Annotated in this window: 28 protein-coding genes and 1 tRNA gene; 9 read left to right on the plus strand and 20 right to left on the minus strand. The window is 29.1% G+C overall.

The window, feature by feature from the left end; translation table 11 throughout:
* Positions 1–10: 10 nt before the first annotated feature.
* From AC5YGC_RS04065 to AC5YGC_RS04110, 10 genes are all read right to left on the minus strand, one after another.
* The gene (locus AC5YGC_RS04065) at positions 11–937 is read right to left on the minus strand and encodes an AMP-binding protein (protein ID WP_496140310.1); all 927 of its coding nucleotides are present in this window, start codon (positions 935–937) and stop codon (positions 11–13) included.
* Positions 937–1,308, minus strand: a complete 372-nt coding sequence (locus tag AC5YGC_RS04070) for a hypothetical protein (protein ID WP_502313995.1) — start codon at positions 1,306–1,308, stop codon at positions 937–939. Before AC5YGC_RS04070 ends, AC5YGC_RS04065 begins: the two co-directional genes overlap by 1 nt.
* 38 nt (positions 1,309–1,346) lie before the next feature.
* Positions 1,347–2,204 (minus strand): phytanoyl-CoA dioxygenase family protein, encoded by an 858-nt coding sequence (locus AC5YGC_RS04075; protein ID WP_496138991.1) that lies wholly within the window; start codon positions 2,202–2,204, stop codon positions 1,347–1,349.
* Positions 2,205–2,231: 27 nt separating this feature from the next.
* Entirely contained in the window at positions 2,232–2,906 is a 675-nt protein-coding gene (locus AC5YGC_RS04080; protein ID WP_496138992.1) for an SDR family oxidoreductase, read from the minus strand.
* Positions 2,906–3,178 carry an acyl carrier protein gene (locus AC5YGC_RS04085; RefSeq protein ID WP_496138993.1) on the minus strand — a complete coding sequence of 91 codons (273 nt, stop codon included), beginning with the start codon at positions 3,176–3,178 and terminating at the stop codon, positions 2,906–2,908. The genes AC5YGC_RS04080 and AC5YGC_RS04085 overlap by 1 nt, the downstream gene beginning before the upstream one ends.
* 148 nt (positions 3,179–3,326) lie before the next feature.
* Complete coding sequence (locus AC5YGC_RS04090; protein WP_496138994.1) at positions 3,327–4,106, minus strand: NAD kinase; 780 nt, start codon at positions 4,104–4,106, stop codon at positions 3,327–3,329.
* Positions 4,107–4,110: 4 nt separating this feature from the next.
* Positions 4,111–4,195: transfer RNA gene (locus AC5YGC_RS04095), tRNA-Leu, on the minus strand.
* Positions 4,196–4,398: 203 nt separating this feature from the next.
* Positions 4,399–5,718 (minus strand): DUF4910 domain-containing protein, encoded by a 1,320-nt coding sequence (locus AC5YGC_RS04100; protein WP_496138995.1) that lies wholly within the window; start codon positions 5,716–5,718, stop codon positions 4,399–4,401.
* 193 nt (positions 5,719–5,911) lie between these two features.
* Entirely contained in the window at positions 5,912–6,313 is a 402-nt protein-coding gene (locus tag AC5YGC_RS04105; protein WP_496138996.1) for a gamma-glutamylcyclotransferase, read from the minus strand.
* Positions 6,314–6,317: 4 nt separating this feature from the next.
* Positions 6,318–7,067: a molybdopterin-binding protein gene (locus tag AC5YGC_RS04110; protein ID WP_496138997.1), complete on the minus strand. Its 750-nt coding sequence runs from the start codon at positions 7,065–7,067 to the stop codon at positions 6,318–6,320.
* A 21-nt stretch (positions 7,068–7,088) separates the two neighbouring features.
* Here AC5YGC_RS04110 and sfsA point away from each other — a divergent pair, with 21 nt between their 5' ends.
* Positions 7,089–7,784: a DNA/RNA nuclease SfsA gene (gene sfsA, locus AC5YGC_RS04115; protein WP_496138998.1), complete on the plus strand. Its 696-nt coding sequence runs from the start codon at positions 7,089–7,091 to the stop codon at positions 7,782–7,784.
* 6 nt (positions 7,785–7,790) lie between these two features.
* On the opposite strand, the gene kdsB is transcribed toward sfsA, so the two are convergent.
* Both kdsB and AC5YGC_RS04125 read right to left on the minus strand, forming a co-directional pair.
* Entirely contained in the window at positions 7,791–8,522 is a 732-nt protein-coding gene (gene kdsB, locus AC5YGC_RS04120; protein ID WP_496138999.1) for a 3-deoxy-manno-octulosonate cytidylyltransferase, read from the minus strand.
* On the minus strand, positions 8,522–10,126 hold the full coding sequence (locus AC5YGC_RS04125; RefSeq protein ID WP_496139000.1) for a hydroxymethylglutaryl-CoA lyase-like TIM-barrel protein: 1,605 nt from the start codon (positions 10,124–10,126) through the stop codon (positions 8,522–8,524). The genes kdsB and AC5YGC_RS04125 overlap by 1 nt, the downstream gene beginning before the upstream one ends.
* A gap of 71 nt (positions 10,127–10,197) precedes the next feature.
* On the opposite strand from AC5YGC_RS04125, the gene map reads away from it, so the two are divergent.
* From map to grxD, 8 genes are read left to right on the plus strand one after another with little or no spacing between them, the layout of a single operon-like run.
* Positions 10,198–10,968 carry a type I methionyl aminopeptidase gene (gene map / locus AC5YGC_RS04130; protein WP_496139001.1) on the plus strand — a complete coding sequence of 257 codons (771 nt, stop codon included), beginning with the start codon at positions 10,198–10,200 and terminating at the stop codon, positions 10,966–10,968.
* 3 nt (positions 10,969–10,971) lie between these two features.
* Positions 10,972–12,264, plus strand: a complete 1,293-nt coding sequence (gene purB, locus AC5YGC_RS04135; protein ID WP_496139002.1) for an adenylosuccinate lyase — start codon at positions 10,972–10,974, stop codon at positions 12,262–12,264.
* Positions 12,264–13,046, plus strand: coding sequence for a phosphoribosylaminoimidazolesuccinocarboxamide synthase (gene purC / locus AC5YGC_RS04140; RefSeq protein WP_415285169.1), 783 nt, complete (start codon positions 12,264–12,266; stop codon positions 13,044–13,046). The genes purB and purC overlap by 1 nt, the downstream gene beginning before the upstream one ends.
* 1 nt (position 13,047) lies before the next feature.
* Complete coding sequence (gene purS, locus AC5YGC_RS04145; RefSeq protein WP_496139003.1) at positions 13,048–13,290, plus strand: phosphoribosylformylglycinamidine synthase subunit PurS; 243 nt, start codon at positions 13,048–13,050, stop codon at positions 13,288–13,290.
* Between the two features lie 6 nt (positions 13,291–13,296).
* Entirely contained in the window at positions 13,297–13,980 is a 684-nt protein-coding gene (gene purQ / locus AC5YGC_RS04150; protein WP_496139004.1) for a phosphoribosylformylglycinamidine synthase I, read from the plus strand.
* The gene (gene purL, locus AC5YGC_RS04155; protein ID WP_496139005.1) at positions 13,980–16,172 is read left to right on the plus strand and encodes a phosphoribosylformylglycinamidine synthase subunit PurL; all 2,193 of its coding nucleotides are present in this window, start codon (positions 13,980–13,982) and stop codon (positions 16,170–16,172) included. Before purQ ends, purL begins: the two co-directional genes overlap by 1 nt.
* A 1-nt stretch (position 16,173) precedes the next feature.
* Complete coding sequence (locus AC5YGC_RS04160; RefSeq protein WP_168606144.1) at positions 16,174–16,404, plus strand: BolA/IbaG family iron-sulfur metabolism protein; 231 nt, start codon at positions 16,174–16,176, stop codon at positions 16,402–16,404.
* Positions 16,404–16,736 carry a Grx4 family monothiol glutaredoxin gene (gene grxD / locus AC5YGC_RS04165; protein WP_415277729.1) on the plus strand — a complete coding sequence of 111 codons (333 nt, stop codon included), beginning with the start codon at positions 16,404–16,406 and terminating at the stop codon, positions 16,734–16,736. The genes AC5YGC_RS04160 and grxD overlap by 1 nt, the downstream gene beginning before the upstream one ends.
* Before the next feature lie 4 nt (positions 16,737–16,740).
* On the opposite strand, the gene AC5YGC_RS04170 is transcribed toward grxD, so the two are convergent.
* From AC5YGC_RS04170 to glmS, 8 genes are all read right to left on the minus strand, one after another.
* Positions 16,741–17,931, minus strand: coding sequence for a class I SAM-dependent methyltransferase (locus tag AC5YGC_RS04170; RefSeq protein ID WP_496139006.1), 1,191 nt, complete (start codon positions 17,929–17,931; stop codon positions 16,741–16,743).
* Between the two features lie 136 nt (positions 17,932–18,067).
* Entirely contained in the window at positions 18,068–18,685 is a 618-nt protein-coding gene (gene rpsD / locus AC5YGC_RS04175; RefSeq protein WP_415277731.1) for a 30S ribosomal protein S4, read from the minus strand.
* A gap of 40 nt (positions 18,686–18,725) precedes the next feature.
* On the minus strand, positions 18,726–19,439 hold the full coding sequence (locus AC5YGC_RS04180; protein ID WP_496139007.1) for a TrmH family RNA methyltransferase: 714 nt from the start codon (positions 19,437–19,439) through the stop codon (positions 18,726–18,728).
* A complete protein-coding gene (gene cimA / locus AC5YGC_RS04185; protein ID WP_496139008.1) occupies positions 19,439–21,040 on the minus strand; it encodes a citramalate synthase in 1,602 nt (533 codons plus the stop codon). The genes AC5YGC_RS04180 and cimA overlap by 1 nt, the downstream gene beginning before the upstream one ends.
* On the minus strand, positions 21,037–22,398 hold the full coding sequence (cysS, locus tag AC5YGC_RS04190; RefSeq protein ID WP_496139009.1) for a cysteine--tRNA ligase: 1,362 nt from the start codon (positions 22,396–22,398) through the stop codon (positions 21,037–21,039). The genes cimA and cysS overlap by 4 nt, the downstream gene beginning before the upstream one ends.
* Before the next feature lie 45 nt (positions 22,399–22,443).
* Positions 22,444–23,181 carry an NAD(+) synthase gene (gene nadE, locus AC5YGC_RS04195; RefSeq protein WP_496139010.1) on the minus strand — a complete coding sequence of 246 codons (738 nt, stop codon included), beginning with the start codon at positions 23,179–23,181 and terminating at the stop codon, positions 22,444–22,446.
* A 39-nt stretch (positions 23,182–23,220) separates the two neighbouring features.
* A complete protein-coding gene (locus AC5YGC_RS04200; protein ID WP_496139011.1) occupies positions 23,221–24,600 on the minus strand; it encodes a class II 3-deoxy-7-phosphoheptulonate synthase in 1,380 nt (459 codons plus the stop codon).
* 35 nt (positions 24,601–24,635) lie between these two features.
* Complete coding sequence (gene glmS, locus AC5YGC_RS04205; RefSeq protein ID WP_496139012.1) at positions 24,636–26,456, minus strand: glutamine--fructose-6-phosphate transaminase (isomerizing); 1,821 nt, start codon at positions 26,454–26,456, stop codon at positions 24,636–24,638.
* Position 26,457: the final 1 nt, after the last annotated feature.

The raw sequence follows: 26,457 nt of genomic DNA on the forward strand, positions 1-26,457 counted from the left end.
GAGTATATAATCAATTAATTTTTTTGAATCGATGATTCACTTTAATTTGTCCAATTTTAATTTTTTGAGGTCTCATATGACTTGGTAGATTTTCTTTGAAGTACAATTGAAGGTTAAGTAAATCTTTATCTGTTTTTTCGATCATCTCAATTAATATTTCAACATGTTGACCTGTAATTGGATTTGATTTAGCAATACTTTTTACATTGAAAACTTTAGGAAACTTAAAGGCTACACTTTCTACTTCAGATAACATAAATTTTAGCCCGCCTACATTAACAATATCTGTGTCCCTACCAACTATCTTAATATATTCTCCATCATGTTCTACTATATCTTTGGTGTTATACCAACCATCTTGATCAAAAGGGTCTGGCGCATTTAAATAACCCATCATTCTAAATTTACTTTTTATATGAAGGGTATTTTCTATTATTTTTGTTTCTAATCCTTCTCCACCTATTTTAAAAAATAAGCTATTTTTTGATTTGCTTTTTACTCTAAGAACAGAAAATTCCGTGAGACCGTAAGTTTGCCTAAAATCGATACTTGGTAGTAAATTGGATAAGGTTTGAAGTGTTACCTCGTCCATTTGTTCTGAACCATAAGTGATAATTTTTAGACATTGAGGAACATCTTTTGGTATCATGCCACTCATCAAAAGCATTCGTAAAAATGTTGGAGTTGTGGGAAGTAATTCAATACTGTATTTACTTATTAGTTCTAATATATATTTTGGATTTCGTTTTTCAGGGTTAATGATAGTGCCCCCATTAAAAATTATATGAAGTAAAGTATTTATTCCACCCATATGATCAAACATTAGAAAGTTGATTGCTTTTAAAGCAGGCCTTGATGTTTCAAATCTTTTAAACAGTAGAGTCGTGTCATGTAGAATAGCTTTGGGCTTACCAGTTGTTCCTGTAGAAAAAAAAATTAAACCAGGATTTCTTTTTTTTTTAGATCTTCAATTAAATTATTTGAGGTACTTTTTTTTCTTAATTTTGTTACTTTATATTGCTCAATAATGTAATCTGCTTTAGTCGTTTCAATATTACGCTTAATATCTGTAATATTAGCCTTTGTAAGTGGAGCAATTATAGCTTTAATATTTATTAAATATAAAAATGTAGAGATTGATAGTTCATCATAGTCACCTATTAATATAACAACATCTCCAGAGCGAATATTCTTTAAAAAACTACGCTCAGATTTAATAATATCTGACAAATAAACAATTTTTTTTTTATCTATTAATAATGGATTATTATTAGATCTTCTAATTTCAATATTTTTAAAAATATCCATAAAATTAATTTTGGTAATTATACAATAATTATTATCTATTAATTTGTAAAACCTAAATCTTTAAGATTTCTTTCAATTAATTTTCCTTTTTCAATGTTACTATGACTAGGAAAAAAAATTTTCTCGCATTTTTCATAATGAAAGTGGACAACTAAACTTTTCCTCGATAGGTTCTTATTCTTTATTTCATATGCCCCATGAAGTAAATTAGAACTCCATATTAAGCATTGTCCTTTTTTAAGCAAAGGTGCAATCACTTCAAGATCATTAGTTTTAATCATTTCTCTAACCCACTCCTCATAAATGGTATAAAATTTTTTAAATTCTTTCTCACTTTTTGGAATTGAAAGACCTATTTTTTCAAAACTAAATAAGGGTAACTTATGTGATTTTTTTGCAATTGAAAGTGGCCCGCTATCTTTATGAATATCTTCTAGTGCTATCCAAACACCAGTTGTGTACCCATGTGGTAATGAACCGAAGTGAAATTCATCACTATGTAGAGGTTGTTCGGTGCCTTTTATAAAATTAATTGTAGAAAATGGTATTGGTTTACTTTGATAACAGTATTGTAATAAAGAAATTAACTTACTGTTTGTAGCCAAATTTTTAATGGCCTTACTAAATTTCCATCCTTCTACTATTCTTGGGTTTTCGTTGTAATGATATGCATCAGAATTCTTTTTATAACTATTTTTATTAATAGCATTATTGATATCATCATTAGCTTCATCAATTAATTTTGGATCTACATTAAGATCAACAATACAATACCCTTCGCTAGAAAGTTTGTCAGAATATTTAGTAAATTCATTTATACCATATATTTTTTTTAAATTTTCATAGAAGTATGAATTAACAAATGGAGATTTATCTAAAGTGTAATCAAAACTCATAGAATTTTTATGAATTAAAAAATAACATCAAACTCCACCAATGGCAATGACTTCACCTGTTATATTCTTTGCTTTTTCTGAAAGTAATAACTCAACTTGGTCCATTACATCAGATGGATGTAGTTGTTTTTGGATGATTTGTTGACTAATAATGTTTTCTAATTGTTTGTCAGTAACACCAGCTGTTAAATCTGTTTTTATAGGCCCTGGTGCTATGCAGTTTACAGTAATATTAAAACTAGAGAGTTCTTTGGCTAATGTCCTACTATAAGATTCAACTCCAGCTTTCGATGCAGTGTAAACTGATTCACCTTTTATTGCCAACTTGACTGCAACAGTAGAAAAATTAATTATTCTTCCTGTTTTATTTCTAATTAACATTGGTGAAAATATTTGATTTAAAAATATTGTACCAAGTAGGTTTGTATTTATAATTTTTCTTGTAATATCTTCTGGCATAGCAATTGCCAAATTCATTGAAGCAATACCAGCAACATTTATCAAAGCATAAATTTTATCATGCTTTTTTTTAATAATATCGTGAGCTAATTTAATGGAGGCAAAATTACTGATATCACATTCTAATATGTTCTTATCAAGATCAGACTTTGTAGCAAGACCAATCGCATTAATTTTTTTAGACTTTAATTCATCAAAGATATATTTTCCAATACCTCTACTAGCACCAGAAACGACATACATTATAAATTTTTCGTTTTTGATTTTTTTTGTTTTAAAAATTCTTCAGAAAGAAAGGTAACAGATCTAAACATACTTTTTGATTTAGACATAGTTTCTCCTGACCAGTCAAAATCAAATCCTTGCGTTTTTGCTAAATCTTCTAATCGTAGACAAAGGTTAACTATATTCATAGAATCAAGGGGACTATCTTCTCCAATTAATGAGGTGTTCTCATCAATACTGATTGAATCATTATTTATTAATTCTTTAATTATAATCAAAATTTCATTCATAACTGTAATTAATACTTAATTATTTTAAAACTGTATATAGTAATTTGATCATAGTTAAAAAAAATTATATATATCAATAATAGTTTAGGTTTATTTTTTACAAAGAATTTTCTTCCGTTTTTTTTTGTTTCCTATTTATATAGATTGATTAGTTATTTGATGTTTCTTTTCGTGTTTGTTCTATCTTTATTTTTTTATGAAGACTATTATTTTTATCATACAATAATTCAAAGCTAATTTGCTTATTAGCTTGAATTTTAATTGTCTTTGCATTTCTCACCTCAAAATTATCTGCAACAGCACTTATGGGTCTTTTATTTGTATCCAAATTTTTTATTAAAATTTTAGATTTATCGCTAACTACTGTACCCTTCCATCGTCTAGGTCTAAAAGGACTAATAGGTGTAACTGCTAATTTTCTTGAATCTAAATTTAGAATTGGTCCATGTGCTGATAAATTATAAGCTGTACTTCCTGCTGGTGTTGAAACTAACACCCCATCAGAGATAAGGTTTTTAATAATATTTTTTTTATTAGCTGTAATAGAAATTGATGATGCCTGTTTACTTTGTCTTAAAATAGAAATCTCATTAATAGCTATTGATTTTTTTGTTTGATTATTTTTATTAATAACAGTCATTTGTAGAGGATAAATTTTTATACTGTTGGAGGTATTCAAATTTTTAATAATGTTTTTATTAGAAAACTTATTCATCAAAAAACCATAGTTTCCAGAATTAATTCCATAAAAAGGTTTTTTATATTTGTGTAATTTTTTTAAAGTTTGAAGCATAAAACCATCTCCACCTAAAACAATTATAATGTTAGATTTTCTTAAACTTCTAATATTAATTTTTTTTATTAGGAGTGATTTGATTTTTAAAGAGTCTTTAGTTTTATCAAATACTAGAAAGACATTGGCTTTCATATAATGGTGCCCTCGGCCAGACTCGAACTGGCACTCCAAAAAGGCACGGATTTTAAGTCCGTTGTGTCTACCAATTTCACCACGAGGGCATATATTATTTTCATTTGTTTAACTCTTTTTATTTATAACTCAAGACTTTATCTAAAAAAAATAACCTATAATATATTGACTTAAGCCCCATTATTAGTTGAATTAATTATTTTATACTTCAAACTAAGTTTTGTATTAAATTAATCTAATTGATCCCTATATAAATCATCCACAACTATGACAGGTTATTCATTTTAATTTATCAATTCTTTTTTCTTATATATCCTGATTTTACCAAATTATTTATAGTATTTATTTGTTCTATTAAGCTGAATTTTTTTTCATTACATATATCTATAAGGCTTTTTTTCCCTTCAGCTAAATTAATAACTTGTAAAACAAAGTCATCCGAAGAACTTTTACCTTTAGTTCTAAAGTTCATCAATTCACTATATAATTTTATATTGCTTTTAGATAATTGTGGTGTTCCATATAAAACTTTTCCCAATGGAATAAAGTCATTTTCTATCGTTAATAAAATTTTATAATACACTGATAGAGTTTCAATAATTGTTTTAAAAGATATAAACTTTTTATCATCTAATGATGTGTGGTATTCTTTAAATCCACCAGATCTTTTTCTCATCAATAATCCAATCGGCAAATTAAATCCTGGGGAACAAAATTGTCTTTCATCACTTCCATCTGGATAAAAATCAATAATATTATATTTACGTTTTGAATTTTCTAAAACATTTAAAGCAGCTTTATCTGAGATACTATTACCAATTCGAGATTTTTTATAATTAAATTCCGTTCCATTTCCAACACAATTAATAATATATCCAGCAATAATATTTTTTATATTTTTTTTTGAATAATGTAAAAAAGTAGCAGAACCAATGTTTTCTGGTACAATTAAAAACCTGTAGGAATATTTATGGGGACCTGTTTCTTTAAGAATCTTATATAATGAAGACCATAACAATGGGCCTGAAAGTTCATGATTGGCCATTTGAGGATGGCATAAATATGTTGATATAAGAATTTCTTTTTTGCTTTTTCCTTTAATTAAAGTGTCAGAATATACTAATTTTCCTGGCTTTAACTCCGAATCAATAAATACTTTATAATTTCCTTTTTTTAATTTTTTGAAATCTTTATATTTTAAACAAAACCCCCAATCTTTTTTATAATAACTAGCAACATATGGTATTGCGTTTGGCAACGATTCAATTGTGTGAATTTTTTCTTTTAATTGTTTTAGACTTAAGATCTTGTTAATTGGTGCTGAATATTGAACAACATGTAGATTGTGATCTTTGAATTTAGCAATTTTTTTACCTGATGGAGTTACTATATAAGCGTCATTTATATTCCATTCATTTGGAACTGTCCAATCTAAAACCTTTGTACCAGATTTAACCTCTTTTTTATTTAAATCTACTATTTCACCTATGATATCAAGACTCTCTCTAAATCCTTTACCAAGTATACTTCTACAAATTTTATACAGCCTATCAAAATAAATTTCTAATGTCTTCTCGTTGACATATTTTTTTAAATTTAAATTTTGATGCACTGTACCACAAATGTAAATATACTTTTAAAACATGAAACTTCTATTGAGAATAACATCCTTAAGTTTCTTGTTTTTTGAGTAAGCATAATTACTTAAATCTTTTAATAGTTAATGACGTCAATAATTTAATTGTTACCTAAATTTTATTTATAATACAACATTTTTTTCTTAGTTTTTCATATTCTTATTTTATTTAAAATTTTAATGCATTTTTAAGAATATGATTGTCTAAATTACAATCTTTATAACCTCTCTTTATAACATTCAAATATCGCTCTGTTGGATATGCAAATAAAGTTTTTTTAGTCATGGTGTAAGTCATTATTTTATTGCCATAATAAGTAAAATAATATTTTTTATATAAAACTGGATAATCTTCATAGCCATCTAATTTCTTTTCATCACTTTTAGATATTTCAAATAAAGCTCCCGGAACAATTGAGTTTTTTTTAGGCTCTATATCAGCAGCTCTATATTTACTTCTAAAAGTTAATTTAAAATTAGTTAGATTGATTTTCTTTAAAAAAACACTGTCTTTACATCTTCTTTTCATTTGGAAATGATTTAGATTACTCCCGTAAGCGAAATAAAGCATTTAACTATCTAGCTACTACTTCTATTTTTTTTTGATTAACAAACTCTAATATTTCAGAACTACACTTATCAATTTTAAGCTGGTTTTCAGATCGTATTACTATTGATACGCCTAGTTTGCCTGCTTGAAAAAAAGGGTAACTCCCAATTTCAACATCCTTATTATCATCCTGGACGTTAGTTAAAGATTTTGCAATTTCACTTTCAACAGTTTTTAAACTTATTGTATGGCTTAATATTGGATCTCCCCCTACTATCTTATTTTTCAACCCTCCCAACATTGATTTTAAGATTGAAGGAACTCCTGGTAAGCAAAAAACATTTTCTATATTAAATCCTGGTGCACCACTTGTTGGATTTAATATTAGATTAGCATTACGTGGCATCCATACCATTTTTTGTCTACCCTCGTTAAACTCACCTACTTTGTAATAAGCTTCTAATATTTTAAAAGCTTCTTTGTGCATTTCGTACTTAAGATTAAATGCTTTTGAAATAGATTGAGCGGTAATATCATCATGTGTTGGGCCAATACCGCCAGTAGTAAATACATAGTTATTAATCTTTCTTAAATGATTAACAGTCTCAACAATTGTATTTTCGATATCTGGAATAACCCTAACCTCGTTAACTTTTACACCAATTAAGTTCAACCATTGAGCAATTGTGTTAGTATTGGTATCTTGTGTTCTTCCAGAGAGGATTTCATTACCAATAATAAGTATCGCAGCATTAAATTTTGTATTTTGCTTCATTATTAAATATATAATTTAAATATGGAATTTACCAAAGCTTTAATAAAAGGCAAACTTATCAAACGTTATAAGAGATTTTTTACAGATGTTGAAATTGGTAAAGAAATTGTTATAGCACATTGTCCTAATACTGGATCCATGATGGGCTTATTGGATAAGGGAAATGAGGTTTATGTATCTAAAAATGACGACCCTAAAAGAAAGTTAAAATATACTCTTGAAATAATTAAAGTTAAAAAAAATTTAATAGGTGTTAATACCCATTTTGCAAACAAAATTGCCTTCCATGGTTTTTCAAATAATTTAATTAAAGAAGTTTCAAACAATGATAGTATTAAGCCTGAGGTATTTTTTGATAAAGAAACACGTTTTGATTTTCTAATTGAAAAAAATAAACAAAAAATATTTGTAGAAGTTAAAAACGTTACTTTATTTAGAGAAGAAAAAACTGCAGAATTCCCAGATGCAGTTACCACTAGAGGTTCAAAACATTTAAAAACTCTTATTGAGGCAATTAAAAAAGGTTATAAATCCTATCTGTTATTCTTAGTTCAAATACAAGGAGTTGATAATTTTAAAATAGCAAAAGATATTGACAAAGAATATTATGAAAATTATTTACTTGCAAAAAAAGCTGGAGTTATTTTTTTAGCTTATCAATGCAAAATAAACCTAAAAGAAATTAAAATTGTAAAAAAATTGAAAATAATTACTTAGTATTATTTAAGCTTTTTTTATTAGTAGTTTTCTTATTTTTACTAAATCTTCTTTTGTATCAATTGAAATTGACTTATTTGACATTTTAATCATTTTTACTTCTATACCCATTTCTAAAAATCTTATTAATTCTATATCTTCTATTTTTTCAATAGGAGTTTTATTTTTTAATGATGAAAAATTTTTTAATGAATTATATGGAAATGAGTAAATACAAACTTGCCTCCATGCTTTTATGAAAACTTTTTTTTTATTAAAAGGTATTGGTGCTCTTGACTGATATAGAAGTCTACCGTCTTTTCTGAAAACGACTTTTGGAATGTGAGGTGAAAAAAATAATTTTTTATCTGTAATTTCTGTATAGCCATTAATAATTTCATTAGGAAATTTTTTTGCATTATCTATTAACTTTATAATATCTGATGGATTGCAAATGGGTTCGTCACCTTGAACATTAATATAAAAATCTTTTTTAATTTTTCTTGCTACCTCAGCAATTCTATCTGTGCCAGTTAAACATTTTGTTGAGGTCATTAATGTATTAATGTTATTTTCATTACACAGTTTTTGGATTTTCTTATCATCTGTTGCAACTAAAATTTTTGATCTAGGTACAGCTTTATTACATTGATTAAATGTTCTGATTATCATGGGTATACCATTTATATCTAGTAAAGCCTTACCAGGTAATCTTTTTGATTTATATCTTGCTGGTATTACTAATAAAAAATCTTTCATTAAATTTTTCTAATAGTTTTTATTTTATAATTTGTTGGAGTTAATGAAAATATTTTTTTTGCTTTTTTTTCTAATTTATAACGTTGAAATAACTCATCCATCTCAAATTTTTTTGGACTATTTTCTGTATATCCATCAAGTCCAGCTAAAAAGATTCTTTTTACATCACCACTAGTACATACACCTAAAGCATAAGATATTGCTAAAGAATTAGGTAAAACAGTATAGTTATTTTCAAATTTAAACCTTTTATTTTTTACCTGTAAGCCAAAATCTAAAATATTTTTTGTATGAATTTTAGATTTAATATTTTTAGAGAAGCTTGAGTAGGGTGCTATTAAATAGTTATTAAATTTTTTATGTTTATCTAAATCTGATAGTAATCTTAGAGGGTGACAAACAATATGTGCATTAATGTATTTTTTTGGAATTTGTTCATTTATATTTAAAACAAATACAGCAGGTTTATACTTTTCAATAAATCGAATTATTCTTTTCTTATGTAATGCTGTTGATTTACCTGGTCCTATTATAAGAACATCTTTATCTTTAAGTGACTCATTTGGTTTCCAGCTACCTTTTTTAACGTCTTTATAAAAATTTTTTCCAAGAGTAATAAGTTCATTGCTAAATTTTTTTCCTCCCACTGTATTTAAATAATTGAGATTTGAATAAATATCTTCTGGTTGAAAACTATCATCACTCAACATACCCTGTACAAAGCTAGGGTGTATAGAGTTAAGTCCTGCAAAATAGTAAAATGGGTTAGATCCCCATTTATATTTTTCTTTAAGGGGTTCAAAATAATTCTTAATTAAGTTTAATAAATGAACAAGATTTTCACTCTTTTCATTTTTTCTTTTTAATTCAAGGATTAAATATTCAGTTTTAGTATTCCCAGGGCCTCTACCCATCCCTGTGACTGTACAATCAATCCAGTTTACAGAGTTTTTGATTGCTTCAATTGAGTTTTCTAAAGCTTTGCCCATATTATCATGAGTGTGAATTCCTGTAGAATCTTTCCAGTTTTTTTTGATAGTTTTAATTATTTTTTTTGTTTTGATGGCATTAAGACTTCCCAAACTATCTGCAAAATATAAAACCTCTGCTTTTGATTTTTTGACCTGCAAAACTGTATTTTTAATTTCTTTCATTGATAGTTCTGGTATTTGCATGATATTAACACCAACCTTATAACCAGATTTTTTAAGCCAATTTATCAATGGTATAATTTGTTTCACCTCATAATAATGACAGGCAATTCTTACCAATGAAATTATTGATTTTTTTTTTGGTACAAAGTTATCTTTTGCTAAATCTATTATATTGTGCTGATTTATAAAATCTGCTGCATTTACCATTACACCAATCTTTAGATTCTTAGGAATTTTTAAGCTTTTCAAAAACTTTTCCTGTGAATATGCGGTGGGACCTTTCGTTTTAACTTTATCTATAAATCTAAACCCTATTTCTACGTAATCAACCTTGATAATATCCATTACTTTGAGATATTCATTAATTAGGTCTTTTTCAAAATGCCAGTTATTATAGTATCCACCATCTCTTAAAGTGCAGTCTAAAATATTTAATTTATTTTTTTTCATTATCAGGATATAGGTGTAAATGTTCTATCAGAAATTTTAATAATTAATAACCAAGATATTTAACATTAGACATGATCGAATATTTAGAAAAATTCAAAAAAATGAAAGTAGCAGGTAATTTAGCTGCTAAAACCCTTGATATGCTTACAGATTATATTAAGCCTGGTGTAACAACGGGCTACATAGATCAATTAGGTTATGAATTTATTAGAGACAATGGTGGATACTCAGCTCCACTTTTTTATAGAGGTTTTGTAAAATCATTATGTACATCTTTAAACCATGTTGTCTGTCACGGTATACCCTCTGACAGAGTTTTAGTTGAAGGTGATGCCTTAAATGTTGACGTGACAGCTATAGTTGATGAGCATTATGGTGACACTAGTAGAATGTTCTGTATTGGCAAAACTTCTATTAAGGTCAATAACTTAATTGATGCTACATATGAGTCGATGATGAGAGCAATAGATTTACTAAAGCCAGGATTAAAATTAGGTGACATTGGATATGAAATACAATCTTTTGTTGAAAAAAAAGGTTATTCTGTTGTTAGAGATTTTTGTGGTCACGGAATAAGCACAACATTTCACGAACCACCAAATGTTTTACATTATGGAAGAAGAAACACAGGGATGGAGCTTAGACCAGGTATGACCTTTACAATTGAACCTATGATAAATACTGGTGAGTGGGATGTAAAAATGCTAAAAGATGGCTGGACAGCTGTTACCAAAGACAAATCTTTATCAGCACAATTTGAGCATACGTTAGGTATTACTGAAAATGGTTATGAAATCTTTACAAAATCTGTTAAAGGTTATTCTAAGCCCCCTTACTTATAATTAATGATTGAAAGATATTCTAGAAAACAGCTTACTGACATATGGTCAGAAGAAAATAAATACCAAATTTGGCTCGATGTAGAGGTTGCAGCAGCCGAAGCAATGGAAAAATTAGGTCAAATCCCTAAAGGCGTTGCTTCTGTAGTTAGAAAAAAAGCTAAAATAAATGTCAAAAGAATTCATCAAATCGAGAGTAAAGTTAAACACGATGTCATAGCATTTTTAACCTCTGTTACTGAAAAAGCAGGAATTAAAGCAAGATACCTTCATCAAGGTATGACGTCTTCTGACGTTTTAGATACGAGTTTAAATATTCAATTAGTTCAATCAGGTAAAATTCTACTTGGTGATATTGATCAAATTCTAAAGGTTTTGAAGAAACGAGCCAAAAAATACAAATACACACCATGTATGGGTAGAAGTCATGGAATTCATGCTGAACCTATAACTTTTGGTTTAAAATTAGCTTCATTTTATGAGGAGTTTAAGAGAAATAGAAAAAGATTAGTTGATGCAATTGATGAAATTTCAACATGTGCAATTTCTGGCGCAGTTGGAACATTTGCAAATATTAATCCTAATGTTGAAAAACATGTAGCAAAAAAACTTGGCTTAAAAGTTGAACCTATATCAACTCAAGTAATACCAAGAGATAGACATGCTTTTTATTTTTCTATTCTTGGAATTATTGCAGGATCAGTTGAAAGAGTTGCAATTGAAATTAGACATTTACAAAGAACTGAAGTTTATGAAGTACAAGAATTTTTTTCAAAAGATCAAAAAGGTTCGTCTGCAATGCCTCATAAAAAAAATCCAATACTAAGTGAAAATTTAACAGGTCTTGCAAGAATGGTTCGAAGTGCGGTTATCCCTGCCCTAGAAAATATTGCACTATGGCATGAAAGAGATATTTCTCACTCAAGTGTTGAAAGAAATATTGGTCCAGATGCTAACATAACTTTAGATTTTGCTTTAGCTAGACTTAGTAATATTTTAGATAAAATGATTGTCTATCCAAAAAAGATGGTTGAAAATTTAAATATAACTAAAGGTTTAATTTTTTCACAAGAAGTAATGCTAGAGTTAACAAAATCAGGATTAAGTAGAGAGCAATCTTACAAAATGGTCCAAAACTATGCAAAAAAATGTTTTGCAGAAAATCTAAATTTATTCGATGTTATTTCAAATGATGAATTCATAATGGCTAAAATTTCCTCAAAAAGATTGAAGGCTATATTTGATTATTCATCGCATTTTAAAAATATAGATTTAATTTTTAGAAGAGTTTTTAAATAATGAAAAAAGGTAAAAAGTTATACGAAGGTAAGGCTAAAATAATTTATGCAACATCTGACAAGAATTTAGTCATCCAATATTTTAAAGATGACGCAACTGCTTTTAATAATTTAAAAAAATCAACTATTGAAGGTAAGGGTGTTTTAAATAATAGAATATCTGAGCATATTTTATCAAACCTAACTCAAATTGGGATTAAAAATCATTTAGTTAAAAGACTAAATATGAGAGAGCAAATTATTAAATTGGTAGAGATTATTCCTATTGAGTTTATTGTTCGTAATGTTGCAACAGGTTCTATTACTAAAAGACTTGGCATTGAGGATGGAACAGTTTTAAAGCAGCCTCTATTAGAATATTGTTTAAAAGATGATAATTTAGGTGATCCACTTATTGCAGAAGAGCATATTCTAGCTTTTGATTGGGCTACAAAATCTGAATTAGAAAAAGTTAAGAAAATGATCCTTAGAATTAATGATTTTATGATTGGAATGTTTAGAGGTGTTGGAATTAAACTAATTGATTTTAAACTTGAGTTTGGAAGACTTAAAGAAAATGGGAAAAATGAGGTTATTTTAGCTGATGAGATTAGCCCTGACACTTGTAGATTGTGGGATAGCATTACTGATAAAAAGCTTGATAAAGACAGATTTCGGAAAGACTTAGGTGATTTAATTCCAGCTTACACTGAGGTTGCTAAAAGACTTGGTATATTGCATGAACAATCAAACTTAAGTGCTGTCAATGTTACAAAATTAAGATCAATTAAAAAAAGAAAATAATATGAAAATATCTGTAGTTATAACCCTTAAGAAAGATGTTTTAGATCCTCAGGGTAAAGTTATCCATCAAACCTTAGACGGTATGGGATTTGAGGGTATCAATGAAGTAAGACAAGGAAAATTTTTTGAAATTGATACAAAAGAAAATGATAAAAAAAAAGCTGAAGCAAAAGTAGAAGAAATGTGTGAAAAACTTTTGGCAAATTTAGTAATAGAAGACTTTAAAATTATTGGATCACAATAATAAATAATGCATTCATCTGTAATAACCTTTCCTGGATCTAATTGTGACAGAGACATGGATGTCGCTTTAAAAAAATTTGGCTTTAAAAATAAAATGGTTTGGCACGATGATGTTGAGCTTCCAAAAAGTGATCTAGTAGTTTTACCAGGTGGTTTTTCATATGGGGATTATCTTAGGTGTGGAAGTATGGCCTCAAAATCAAAAATTATGAAATCGGTTCTAAACTTTGCGCAGGGTGGTGGTAAAGTTATGGGGATCTGTAATGGTTTTCAAATTTTAGTTGAATCTGGCTTGTTGCCAGGTGTGCTACTTAGAAATAAATATCTAGAATTTATTTGCAAAAATGTTTTTGTTAAAGCTAACAATAAAGACAACTCTTATTTTAAAGATGGTAAAAAAAACGTCTATGAGTTTCATGTAGCTCATAATGAGGGAAATTATTTTTGCTCTAATGAGCAAATTAAAGAAATTAATGATAATAACCAAATAGCTTTATTTTACTCAGATGAAAATGGGAATGTTAATGAACAATCTAATCCAAACGGGTCATTGCAAAATATAGCTGGTGTATTTAACAGGCAAAAAAATGTTTTAGGAATGATGCCTCATCCTGAAAGAATGATAGATCCTGCTTTATCAGGTGAAGATGGTTCAATATTTTTTAAAAACTTAATTAATAATTTAAGATAATGATAGTTAACGAGCAACTTGCAATTGATCATGGTTTAAAAAAAGACGAATATAAAAAAATCTGCGATTTATTAAAAAGAGTTCCCAATATTACAGAATTAGGAATTTTTTCAGCAATGTGGAATGAGCACTGTTCTTATAAATCTTCAAGATTTCATCTTAAAAACTTACCCACTAAAGGAAAAAATGTAATTCAAGGGCCTGGTGAAAATGCTGGTGTTATTGATATTGGTGACGATGATGCAATTGTATTTAAAATCGAAAGTCATAATCACCCTTCATTTATTGAACCGTACCAAGGTGCAGCAACTGGTGTTGGTGGAATTATGAGAGATGTCTTTACAATGGGTGCAAGACCAATAGCTAACTTGAACTCAATTCATTTTGGCTCACCTCAGCATAAAAAAACTAAGAATTTATTGCGTGGAGTTGTTCATGGGATAGGTGGATATGGTAATTGCATGGGGGTACCGACAATTGCTGGTCAAACTAGTTTTGACGAGTCTTATAATGGTAATATTTTAGTAAATGCCATGACTCTAGGTCTTGTCAAAAAAGATAAGATTTTTTATTCAAAAGCTGCGGGTTTAGGAAAACCTGTAATTTATGTTGGATCAAAAACAGGTCGTGATGGAATACATGGTGCTAGCATGGCGTCAGCTTCATTTGATGATAAAATTGAAGAAAAAAAACCAACCGTTCAAGTTGGAGATCCCTTTACAGAAAAATTATTATTAGAAGCATGTTTAGAGTTAATGGCAGGAGATTCAATAATAGCAATTCAAGACATGGGCGCTGCAGGTCTAACCTCTTCAAGTATTGAAATGGCTTCAAAAGGAAATTTAGGAATTGAAATCCATTTAAACAAAGTTCCTTGCAGAGAAGCAAGCATGACTCCTTATGAAATTATGTTATCAGAAAGCCAAGAGCGAATGCTTATTGTTCTAGAAAAAGGCAAGGAAGAAATGGCTAAAAAAATATTTGATAAATGGAATTTAGATTTTGCAGTAATTGGCAAAACAACAAAAAGTAAAAAAATTGAACTTTATTTTGATGAAGAAAAAGTAGCAGACATTCCTGTTAATACATTGGTTGAAAACTCACCTATGTATGACCGAAAATGGAAAAAAGCTAAACTACCTAAAAAGATTAAAATTGAGAAAGAACTATTTAAAACTTTAAAAGTAAAAAATGTTTTAAGCAAAATATTATCCAACCCAAATGTATGCAGTAAAGAATGGATTTGGCAACAGTATGATCACACTGTCATGGGTGACACTATTCAAAAACCAGGTGGAGACGCAGGTGTCGTTAGAGTTCATGGTACTAATAAAGCTGTTGCAGCATCTGTAGATTCATCTGCTGTATATTGTTGGGCTCATCCTTTAAGTGGTGGAAAACAAATTGTTTGTGAAAGTTGGAGAAATTTAATTTCAGTTGGTGCAGAACCAATCGCAATTACTAACTGTTTAAATTTCGGTAGTCCTGAAAATGAAGAAAATATGGGTGAGTTTGTTGAATGTGTTCAAGGATTAGGTGAAGCAAGTGCTTATTTAGATTTCCCAGTAGTGTCTGGAAATGTTTCTTTCTACAATCAAACTAAAGATATTGGTATTAAGCCCACACCAGCAATTGGAGGTATTGGTTTAATTAAAGATTATCAAAACATGGTTACGATGGATTTAAAAGAAGCAGATAATATACTTTTAGTTGTGGGTAAAACTGAAGGTCATCTAGATCAAAGCATATTTGCAAGAGATATTTTAAACGAAAAAAATGGACCTCCACCTGAAATTAATCTTTTTAATGAAAAAAATAATGGTGAAACAATATTAAAACTTATTGATAAAAAATTTATAAAATCTGCACACGATGTCTCATTAGGAGGTATAATCACAGCTCTTTCTAAAATGTGTATTAAAGGTAAAAAAGGTGCTACTCTTAAAAAGCCTAATTATTTAATTAATCAGTTTGAATACTTATTTGGTGAAGACCAAGGAAGATACATTATTGAAATTAGTAAAATTGATCTTGAAAGTGCTACTAAGATACTTCAAGAAAACTCAGTACATTTTGATGAACTTGGATCGGTAAATGACGATTGTTTAATAATTGACGATAAGACAAAAGTATCAATTGACGATTTGATTAAATCACATACAAATTGGCTAACTAACTATATGGAAAATTAAAATGGCAATGGATATAAAAGAAGTTGAAACACTTATTAAAGAAGCTTTACCAGATGCTATAATAGAAATTCAGGACTTAGCAGGAGATAGTAATCACTACTCAGCAACAATTACTTCAAGTAAATTTTCTGGAAAAAGCAAAATTGAACAACACAAGATGGTATATAATTCTTTAAAAGGGAAAATGGGTAACGAACTTCACGCATTAGCAATTAAAACAAAGGAGCAATAATGGACGATAGCACAAAAAATTTAATTCAAAGTCATATAGATACCAACGAAGTATGTTTATTTATGAAAGGAACGCCCGATGCTCCTCAGTGTGGATTTTCTATGGCTACATCAAACATGTTAAAGATTTTAGAAGTAAATTATAAAGGGATCAACGTTCTAGAATCTCAAGCTTTAAGAGAAGGTATAAAAGAATTTAGTGACTGGCCTACTATTCCACAAGTTTACATCAAGGGTGAATTTGTTGGTGGCTGTGACATCTTTAAAGAAATGTATGAAAACGGTGAACTCAAGAAAGTACTTGAAGATAAAGGAATTAATTTTAAGAAATAATTTATTACTTATAAATATAATCTCTAGTAGTGGGTGTTGAGATATAGTTTTTTGTTAGTTGGAATTGATAAACAACTTGGTCTCCCCATTTAAAAGCACTTTCACAACTAGCTAAATAAAACTCCCACATCCTAAAAAATTTTTCATCAAACATATCGATTATTTGGATTTTGTTTTTTATGCAATTTTCTTTCCAGTGTCTTAGGGTTTGAGAATAATGCAATTTTAGAACTTCTATATCAGATACTATTAATCCAGCTTTCTCTATGGGTGTTACTACTTCACTCAGACTAGGTGTGTAACCACCTGGAAAGATATACTTAGTTATCCAGGGATGTGGCTCTCTAGGAGGGTTAACTGAACCAATAGTGTGTACTAAAGAAATACCATCATCATTAAGCAACTTATCGATTTTCTTAAAAAAATTTTTATAAAACTTTCTACCCACATGCTCAAACATTCCAACACTTACAATTCTATCAAATTTTTCATCTAACTGACGGTAATCTATTAGTTTAAAGGTAACTTGATTTTCTAAATTAAGCTCTTTTGCTTTTTTAACACAGTAGTTAAACTGATTTTCAGATAGAGTAATTCCAGTAACTTCACAATTAGTACTTTTTGCAATATCTATAGCTAAAGATCCCCAGCCACAACCTATATCAAGAACTTTTTGATTTGGCTTTATATTAAGTTTTTTTATTATGTGCTGTATCTTATTATTTTGAGCTTCTTCTAGAGTATCATTTTCATTTTTAAAATATCCACAAGAGTATTGTTTTTTAGGATCCAAAAATAAACTGTATAAATCATCTGAAAGATCATAATGATGAGCAACATTCATTTTAGATTTTTTTATAAAATTAAAGTTTGTTAAATATCTATAAGAACCATAAAATTTATTTATCAGCATGCTAAAAATATTTAATTCGCCTCTTCCTATATTCATAAGCGCTATATCTAAAAAATCAGTCAAACTTCCATTTTCGATTTGTATATCTCCATTAGAATAAGCTTCTCCAAAATATAAATCTGGACGAAAAAATAATTTATAATGGAGATTCTTATCTAAAATCTTAACTGTAATTGGGTTGTTATTTTTTGGTGTACCTATGATATATTTATTTGAATTTGCATCAATTAATAGAAAACCATCTTTCTGGAACAATTTATCTAAATATCTTGCAAGTTGCATTTAAACTTTCATAAAAAATTTTTTCATAAGCAAAATGTATAATAAATTTATATAAAATACACTCTAGATTATTTTTCGATTTTATTGGAATTTTAACAGTAAAATTAGATAAACTGTTTTAAAAGATGGATATTTATTATCTAGAGTAATATTCAATTACTAGATTTGGTTCCATTACTACCGGGTAAGGAACTTCGTCAAACTTAGGTGTTCTAACAAAAGTAACTTTTTTATTCTTTTCATCTAGGTGAATATATTCTGGAGTTTCTCTTTCTTTGTTTGCTAAAGCAATATCAATGAAAGCTAACTGTTTAGATTTGTCTCTAATTTCAATTATATCTTCTTCTTTAACCATATAGCTAGAAATATTAACTTTTTTACCATTAACTCTTACGTGACCATGGTTAATAAGTTGTCTTGCTGAAAATACCGTTGTTGAAAATCTTGCTCTATAAACTACTGAATCTAATCTTCTTTCAAGTAATCCAATTAAATTTTCACCAGTATCCCCTTTTAACATGGTAGCTTTTTTGTAAATATTTCTGAATTGTCTTTCGTTAATGTTACCGTAGTAACCTTTTAATTTTTGCTTAGCTTGTAGCTGAATTCCATAATCAGATGGTTTTCCTTTTCTTCCTTGACCATGCTGGCCAGGACCATAATCTCTTTTATTAAAAGGACTTTTAGGTCTGCCCCATAGGTTAATTTTTAACCTTCTGTCTATTTTATGTTTAGCACTTATTCTTTTTGTCATTTGATAAGAGGGTTTATAAACTTACTCGTTATTTTGTCAATCAACCTTTTTTGGATAAACTTGCGAATACACTTGATAAAATACGCGTTTCCTTCTCAGAAAGCTCCATTTTAGAAAAAATGCTTCTTAAGTTTTCAAGCATAATAGGTCTCTTCTCTAAAGGCTTAAAAAAGTGTTTTTCCTCTAATTTTTTGATGCATAAGTTGGTCATTGCTTGAATATCCTTCTTGCTAGCTAATGTTACTTTTTTTGATTTAGTGTACTTTGCACCTTTTAGATTAATGATGCTCGCCACTGTGTGAGCAATAATAATAACACTGTGAGATAAGTTTAAAGATTTAAAATCAGGGTTAGTTGGTATTTGCATAGTATAATTAGCATAACTAATCTCATTATTAGATAAGCCAGATGCTTCTGAACCAAATAAAAAAGCTATCTTTTTATTAAAATCGATTTTTTTTAAATCTTCCAGATTAATGTGTTTAATATTTTTATTTCTAAATCTTGCAGATGTTGCAATAACATAATCTACCTTTTTTACAGCAGATTCTAAAGTTTCATGCACTTTAGCATTAACGATTAGATCTTTCGCACCAACTGAGGTTGCTAGAATTTTATCATTTGGAAAAATTGGTTTTGGTTTAACAATGACTAGTTTTTTAAAGTTAAAGTTTTTTATAGCTCTAGCACAAGCTCCAATATTTTCTGATAACTGAGGGTGATGTAAGATAAATGAGATATTATTAAAGGACATTAAAGACTTGCAGGGGCATTATCTTTAAATAATTTATAATCTAAACTATCAACCAACGCTTTAAATGAAGCATCAATTATATTTGCCGAAACACCAATGGTGAACCAATTTTTACCTTTTGAGTCTGTGCTTTCAATTGAAACTCTAGTGATCGCCTCAGTACCAGTGTTTAAGATTCTAACTTTATAATCTACTAATTTTAGATCTTTTAAATATTTAGAGTATTTATTTAATCGATCCACATTTTGTCTAATAGCATTATCTAATGCATTAACAGGACCATTTCCTTCGCCCGTACACATAATTTTTTCACCATCAACTTCAAGCTGTGCTTTAGCAGAAGAAACAATTACTCCTGATGAGTCTTTTTTAACAGAGACATCATATTCTTTAATCAATATATATCTTGGTATTTTACTGATAATTCTTCTAGCTAATAATTCAAATGATGCATCAGCACCGTCATAACTATAACCAATAAACTCTCTATCTTTTACTTCATCTAAAAGTTTTTTAATTTTGGGATCGCTCTCTTCTATTTCAATACCAATAGTTTTTAATCTTGAAATTATATTGGATTTTCCAGACTGATCTGAAACTACAATATTTCTAGAATTTCCAACTTCTTCAGGGTTAATATGTTCATACGTTTTTGGATCTTTTTGAACAGCTGATACGTGAAGACCCCCTTTATGAGAAAAAGCAGCAGCACCAACATATGGAAGATGTTTGTTAGGTTTTCTATTTAAAATTTCATCTAATAATCTAGAGCATTCCGTTAATTTCTTAATATTGTTTGGTTTAATTTGTAATTGAAATTTAGCAGCAAAATCTTCCTTTAAAAAAAATGTTGGAATTAATGACATTAAATTAGCATTACCACATCTTTCACCTAAGCCATTGATGGTTCCTTGCACTTGTCTAACCCCAGCCCAAACTGCAGCTAAAGAATTAGCAACTGCATTACCTGTATCATTGTGAGCATGTATGCCTAAATTTTTTCCAGGTATAGTTTTAGAAACTTCTGTTACAATTTTTGTAACTTCATGAGGTAAGGTTCCTCCATTAGTATCGCATAAAACAATCCACCTTGCTCCTTCATCGAATGCTACTTTAAGACATGATAAAGCATAATTTGGATTGGCCTTGTACCCATCAAAGAAATGTTCTGCATCAAACATGAATTCTTTATTCTCTTTAACAAAATGTTTTGCTGTTTCTTTTATGTTTTCTAAGTTTTCTTCATTAGAAATACCAAGAGCAATATCAACATGAAAATCCCAAGATTTGCCCACAATACAAACTGCTGGTGTGTTTGAATTTAAAAGTGCTGATAATCCTGGATCATTATCTGCACTACGACCAGTTTTTTTAGTCATACCAAAAGAAGTTAGTTTAGCATTATTAAATGAATGTTTTTTTTGAAAAAATTCAGTATCTGTAGGGTTTGCTCCTGGCCACCCACCTTCAATATAGTCAACACCTAAATTATCTAAAGCTAGAGCAACCTTCATTTTATCATCTACAGAAAAGTCTACACCTTGTGTTTGTGCACCATCTCTTAGTGTTGTATCAAATATAAAAAGTTGTTCTTTGCTCATTTTATCTTCCAAATTGTTTTACCATCTTTGTCTTCTATTAAAACCCCTTTATCTAAAAGCTTATTTCTAATGATATCAGCTTCTTTATAATTATTGTCTTCTCTTGCTTTATTTCGAAGTTCAATCATTTCTAAAATTTCATCTTCATTAATAGATGATTTTTTCTTTTTAAATTCAATCCATTCTTCTTTTGTTTTATTTAAAATACCAATAAAATTACAAGCTAATACAAATAAACCTTTCGCCTTATTATCACTCTTTAAAGCTTTGTCATAAAGTTGGTGAAGATTTGCAATGTAACCAGGTGTATTCAAATCATCATATAACGGAGATAAAATATCTTCATCTAAAACTATTTTGTCATTTGTAGGTAAATAAACTTCATACCATTTATCAATAGTATTTTTGCAATCCTCTAAAAGCTTTTCATTCCAGTCTAAAGGTTGCCTATAGTGAGCACTAATAAGAGCAAGTTTTAAAACTTGTCCATCAACACTTTCTTTAAAATCTTTAATCTTTAAAATGTTACCAGTTGATTTAGCCATTTTTTCATTGGACATAGTGATAAATGCGTTATGGATCCAATAATTTGCAAAAACTTTACTATCATTAGCACATCTTGATTGTGCAACTTCGTTTTCATGATGAGGAAAAATTAAATCAATTCCTCCGCCATGAATATCAAATACATCTCCCAGATATTTCTTAGACATTGCAGAGCATTCTAAATGCCAACCAGGTCTTCCTTTGCCCCAGGGTGAATTCCAAGAAGGTTCATCCTCTTTAGAGGGCTTCCATAAAACAAAATCTTCAGATTTTTTTTTATTCTCTGATACTTCAACTCTAGATCCTGCAATTAAATCTTCTAGTTTTTTATTTGATAGTTTTCCATAATCCTCAAATTTACTCACTTCAAAATAAACATGATTATTTACCTCATAGGCAAAATCTTTTTCTATTAAAGATGATATCATTTCAATCATTAGATCAATATGATCTGTAGCTTTGGGTTGTTGTTTTGGATTATCTAAATTTAAATAATTACAATCATCATCAAAACCTTTAATGACACCATTAGTTAACTCAGATATTGAAACATTTTTCTCTTTTGCTGATTTAATTATTTTATCATCAACATCAGTAATATTTCTTATATAATTTATTTTGTCATACCCATATTTTGATTTCAAAATTTTGTACAAAATATCAAAAATAACAAGAGGTCTTGCGTTACCAATGTGTGGGCTGTCATAAACTGTTGGACCACAAACATACATTCCAATGTTTTCTTTATCTAGTGGAACAAATTTTTCTTTTTTGTTACTTAGATTGTTTGTTAAAAAAATATCCTTATTCATTACCTTAGAATTATACTTTAATTATAGATTTGTGAATCTTTAAGATTAGTTGGGAATCTTACAAACTGGAATTGGTTCGATTTTATGCAAGTTCATCTTTCTTATTTTTTCGTATTTTTCACGATTTATCGAATTAACATTGTTCATTGCTTCTTCTAATTCTTCATATTTAAGACCTAATTGACCTTCATCAGTTCTACCATCGTCCCATAATCCATCTGTTGGGGCAGCATTAATTATCTCTTGCAGTATATTAATAGATTTACCTATTTCCCATACTTCTGATTTATTGCAATCTGCAATAGGAGATATGTCTACTCCGCCATCTCCGTATTTTGTATAAAACCCTACTCCAAAATCTTCAACTTTATTTCCAGTACCCACTACAATACCTTTTTTTTCAGTAGCTACTTGATAAAGAGTAGTCATTCTAATCCTTGCTCTAGAATTTGCCATCCCAAGCTCACTATCAAAATTAGACAACGTACTCTCAAATGTTTCAAATAATTTATCTAAATTTAGCGTGTGAGCTTCAACATTATTAAAATTTTTAACAAGCCATTCTTGATGTTTTAAACTTAAATCATGTTGTGATGATTTTTGCTTAATAGGCATCGATAAAACAATTGTTTTTATACCCGTCATTGCACTCAATGTGCTTGATACAGAAGAATCTATTCCTCCAGAAATTCCAATAATCAAAGATTGAGCCTTACTTGGCATCTTTTCTACGTAATCTTTAATCCAGTTGCTTATAAATTGTGCTTTTTCTAATGGTTCCATTGTCTAAAATTTAAACGAAATTGTATTTAATACAATGCTTTAAGATGCCGCTTTAATATTTTTTTTAGAATATGCTGCATTTTTTTTAATCTCATCGGAAATTAAAAAAGCTAATTCCAATGCTTGATTTGCATTAAGTCTTGGATCACAATGAGTATGGTAACGGCTAGATAAATCTTGGTCAGAAATTTTCTGAGCACCACCTGTACATTCTGTAACATCTTGACCTGTCATTTCAATATGCAGTCCACCCGCATAACTTCCTTCACTTTGATGACATTCAAAAACATTTTTTACTTCTTTAACTACACTATTAAATGGTCTTGTTTTAAATCCAGTTGTAGCTTTAATTGTATTTCCATGACAAGGGTCACATGACCATATTACATTTAAACCTTCTTTTGTAATTGCTCTAATTAACTTTGGTAAAAATTTAGAAACATTCTCATATCCAAATCTAGAAATTAAAGTTATTTTACCTTTTTCATTTTTTGGATTAATCTTATTACAAAGATTTATTAGGTCTTCAGCTTTTAATGTTGGGCCACATTTAATTCCAATTGGATTTTCAACTCCCCTACAAAACTCAACATGTCCGCCATCTAACTGTCTAGTTCTATCTCCTATCCAAACAAAGTGAGCTGACGTATCATGATATTCACCTGTAGTTGAATCTACTCTTGTCATTGCTTGCTCAAATGGAAGAAGTAAAGCTTCATGTGAAGTCCAAAAATTTACTGTTTTTAATCTTCTATTAAAATCAGAATTAATTCCACATGCATCCATGAATGCTAGGGCATCTGTTATTCTGTCTTCTAACTCTTTAAATCTTTTGCCTGCAGGTGTTTTTTTGATAAAACTTAAATTCCAAGTATGTACTTTTTTAAGGTCAGCAAAACCACCGTGTGAAAAAGCTCTTATAAGGTTAAGTGTAGATGCAGACTGAGAATATGCTTTAAATAGCCTCTCAGGGTCTGGAACTCTTGATTTTTCATTAAATTCCATTCCGTTAATATTATCTCCTAAGTAACTAGGTAGTTCAACACCATCAATATTTTCAACAGGAGAACTTCTTGGTTTTGAAAATTGGCCAGCAATTCTTCCAAGTTTAATAACCGGTAATGAAGCAGAGTAAGTAAGTACAAGTGACATTTGAAGTATTAGCTTAAATGTATCTCTAATATTGTCAGGGTGAAATTCTGCAAAACTTTCTGCACAATCTCCACCTTGTAATAAAAAAGCTTTTCCATCAACAACATCTGCAAGTTGTTCTTTTAAATGTCTCGTCTCACCAGCAAAAACTAATGGAGGAAAATTTTTAATTTTATTTAAAACATCATCTAAACCTTTCTGATCAGGATATTCAGGAATGTGTTTTACAGGATAATTTCTCCAGCTATTTATTTTCCAATTTTTCATATTCAACCTAGGGGTGTTGTAGCAGAGTTTAATTATTATTCAACTGTGACTGATTTTGCTAAATTTCGAGGCTTATCAATATCATATCCTTTTTTAAGAGCTGAATAATAAGCTAATTTTTGCAAAGGAACCGTTAATAAAAATGGTAACAAATCATTATTAGCACTTTCAACTAAAATTGTTTCCCAAATATTTTCTGAAAAAACTTCATCTTTACTTTTGTTGGTGATCAATAAAACTTTAGCACCTCTTGCTATTACTTCCTGCATATTAGAAATTGTTTTTTTATAATAATTATCTCTTGGAGCTAAGACAATAACTGGCATTCCATCTTCAATTAAGGCTAATGGACCGTGCTTCATCTCACCAGCAGGATACCCTTCTGCATGAACATAAGCTAATTCTTTTAACTTTAAGGCCCCTTCTAATGCAATTGGATAAGAGAAACCTCTCCCTAAAAACATCGAACCTTTTGCATCAGTAAATGAACTAGAAACTGTTTGGATTTTACTCTCTGTTAGTAAAGTTAGTTCAACTAACTTCGGTAATGCTTTTAAATCTTTAATTTTACTTAAATATAAATCTTTATCTAAATCTTTTCTTAAAATTCCTAATTTTAGTACTAAAATATAAAGAACTAGCATTTGGCCCATGAAAGCTTTTGTAGATGCTACACCAATTTCTGGTCCACAATGAATTGGTAAAACAAAGTTGGAATCTCTTGCAATAGAACTTTCTATAACATTAACCACACTGCAGGTTTTCATATCATTTTTATTACATAAGTCTAAAGCGGCATAGGTATCTGCTGTTTCACCAGATTGAGAAACAAAAATGTATAAATTATCACTTTTAAATCTATTTTTTCGGTATCTAAACTCAGAGGCAATATCAATTGTTACATCAAGTGTAGTATTTTCTTCAAACCAATACTTTGCCATTAAACAAGAATGATAAGCTGTTCCACAACCGATTAAGGTAACAGAGGAAATCTCTTTTATATCCCAGGGGAAATTATAGATATTAATATCGTTGTTAATTGTATCAACATACTCGTTTATGCAGTTCTTTAACGTTGTTGGCTGCTCTTCAATTTCTTTAGCCATAAAGTGTTTAAAATCACCTTTGTCATAATTTTGTTCTTTAGAAGATAATTCTAAAACTTTTTTATTAACTTTTAAGCCCTCTTGATCAAAAAACTCAACTTGGTCTTTTTTTATAATGCAAAATTCTCCATCATTTAAATATGAAATTTTATTAGTCATAGATTTTAAAGCATAAGAGTCTGATCCTAGATAATTTTCGTTAGGACCATAACCAACCGCTAATGGCGATCCTCTTCTTGCGCCCACTATAAGATCGGGTTGATCTTTAAAGATTATACCTAAAGCAAAACTTCCATGGAGCTGTTTAAGGGTTTTAATAATTGCATCTTTTAAATTAAGTTCTTTTAAATATTCTGTTATTAAATGAACAATTACCTCTGTATCTGTCTGAGATTTAAATACATGACCTTTGTTAATTAAATGCTTTTTTAGAATGGTAGAATTCTCAATAATACCATTGTGTACTACAGATACACTTTCTGATGAATGAGGATGTGCATTAATAGTATTTGGAATACCGTGAGTTGCCCATCTAACATGTCCAATTCCAATTACGCCTGACATATTCTTAACAGCAAGGTTTTTTTCCAAAACATCTACTCTTCCCTCTGATTTTGCCTCACTTACAATTCCATTTGATAGTGTAGCAATTCCTGAAGAGTCATACCCTCTATACTCTAACTTTCTAAGAGAGTTCATGATTGCAGATGACACTGATTTATTACTAACTATCCCTATAATTCCACACATA

The sequence above is a fragment of the Candidatus Pelagibacter sp. uisw_138 genome, assembly GCF_059512485.2.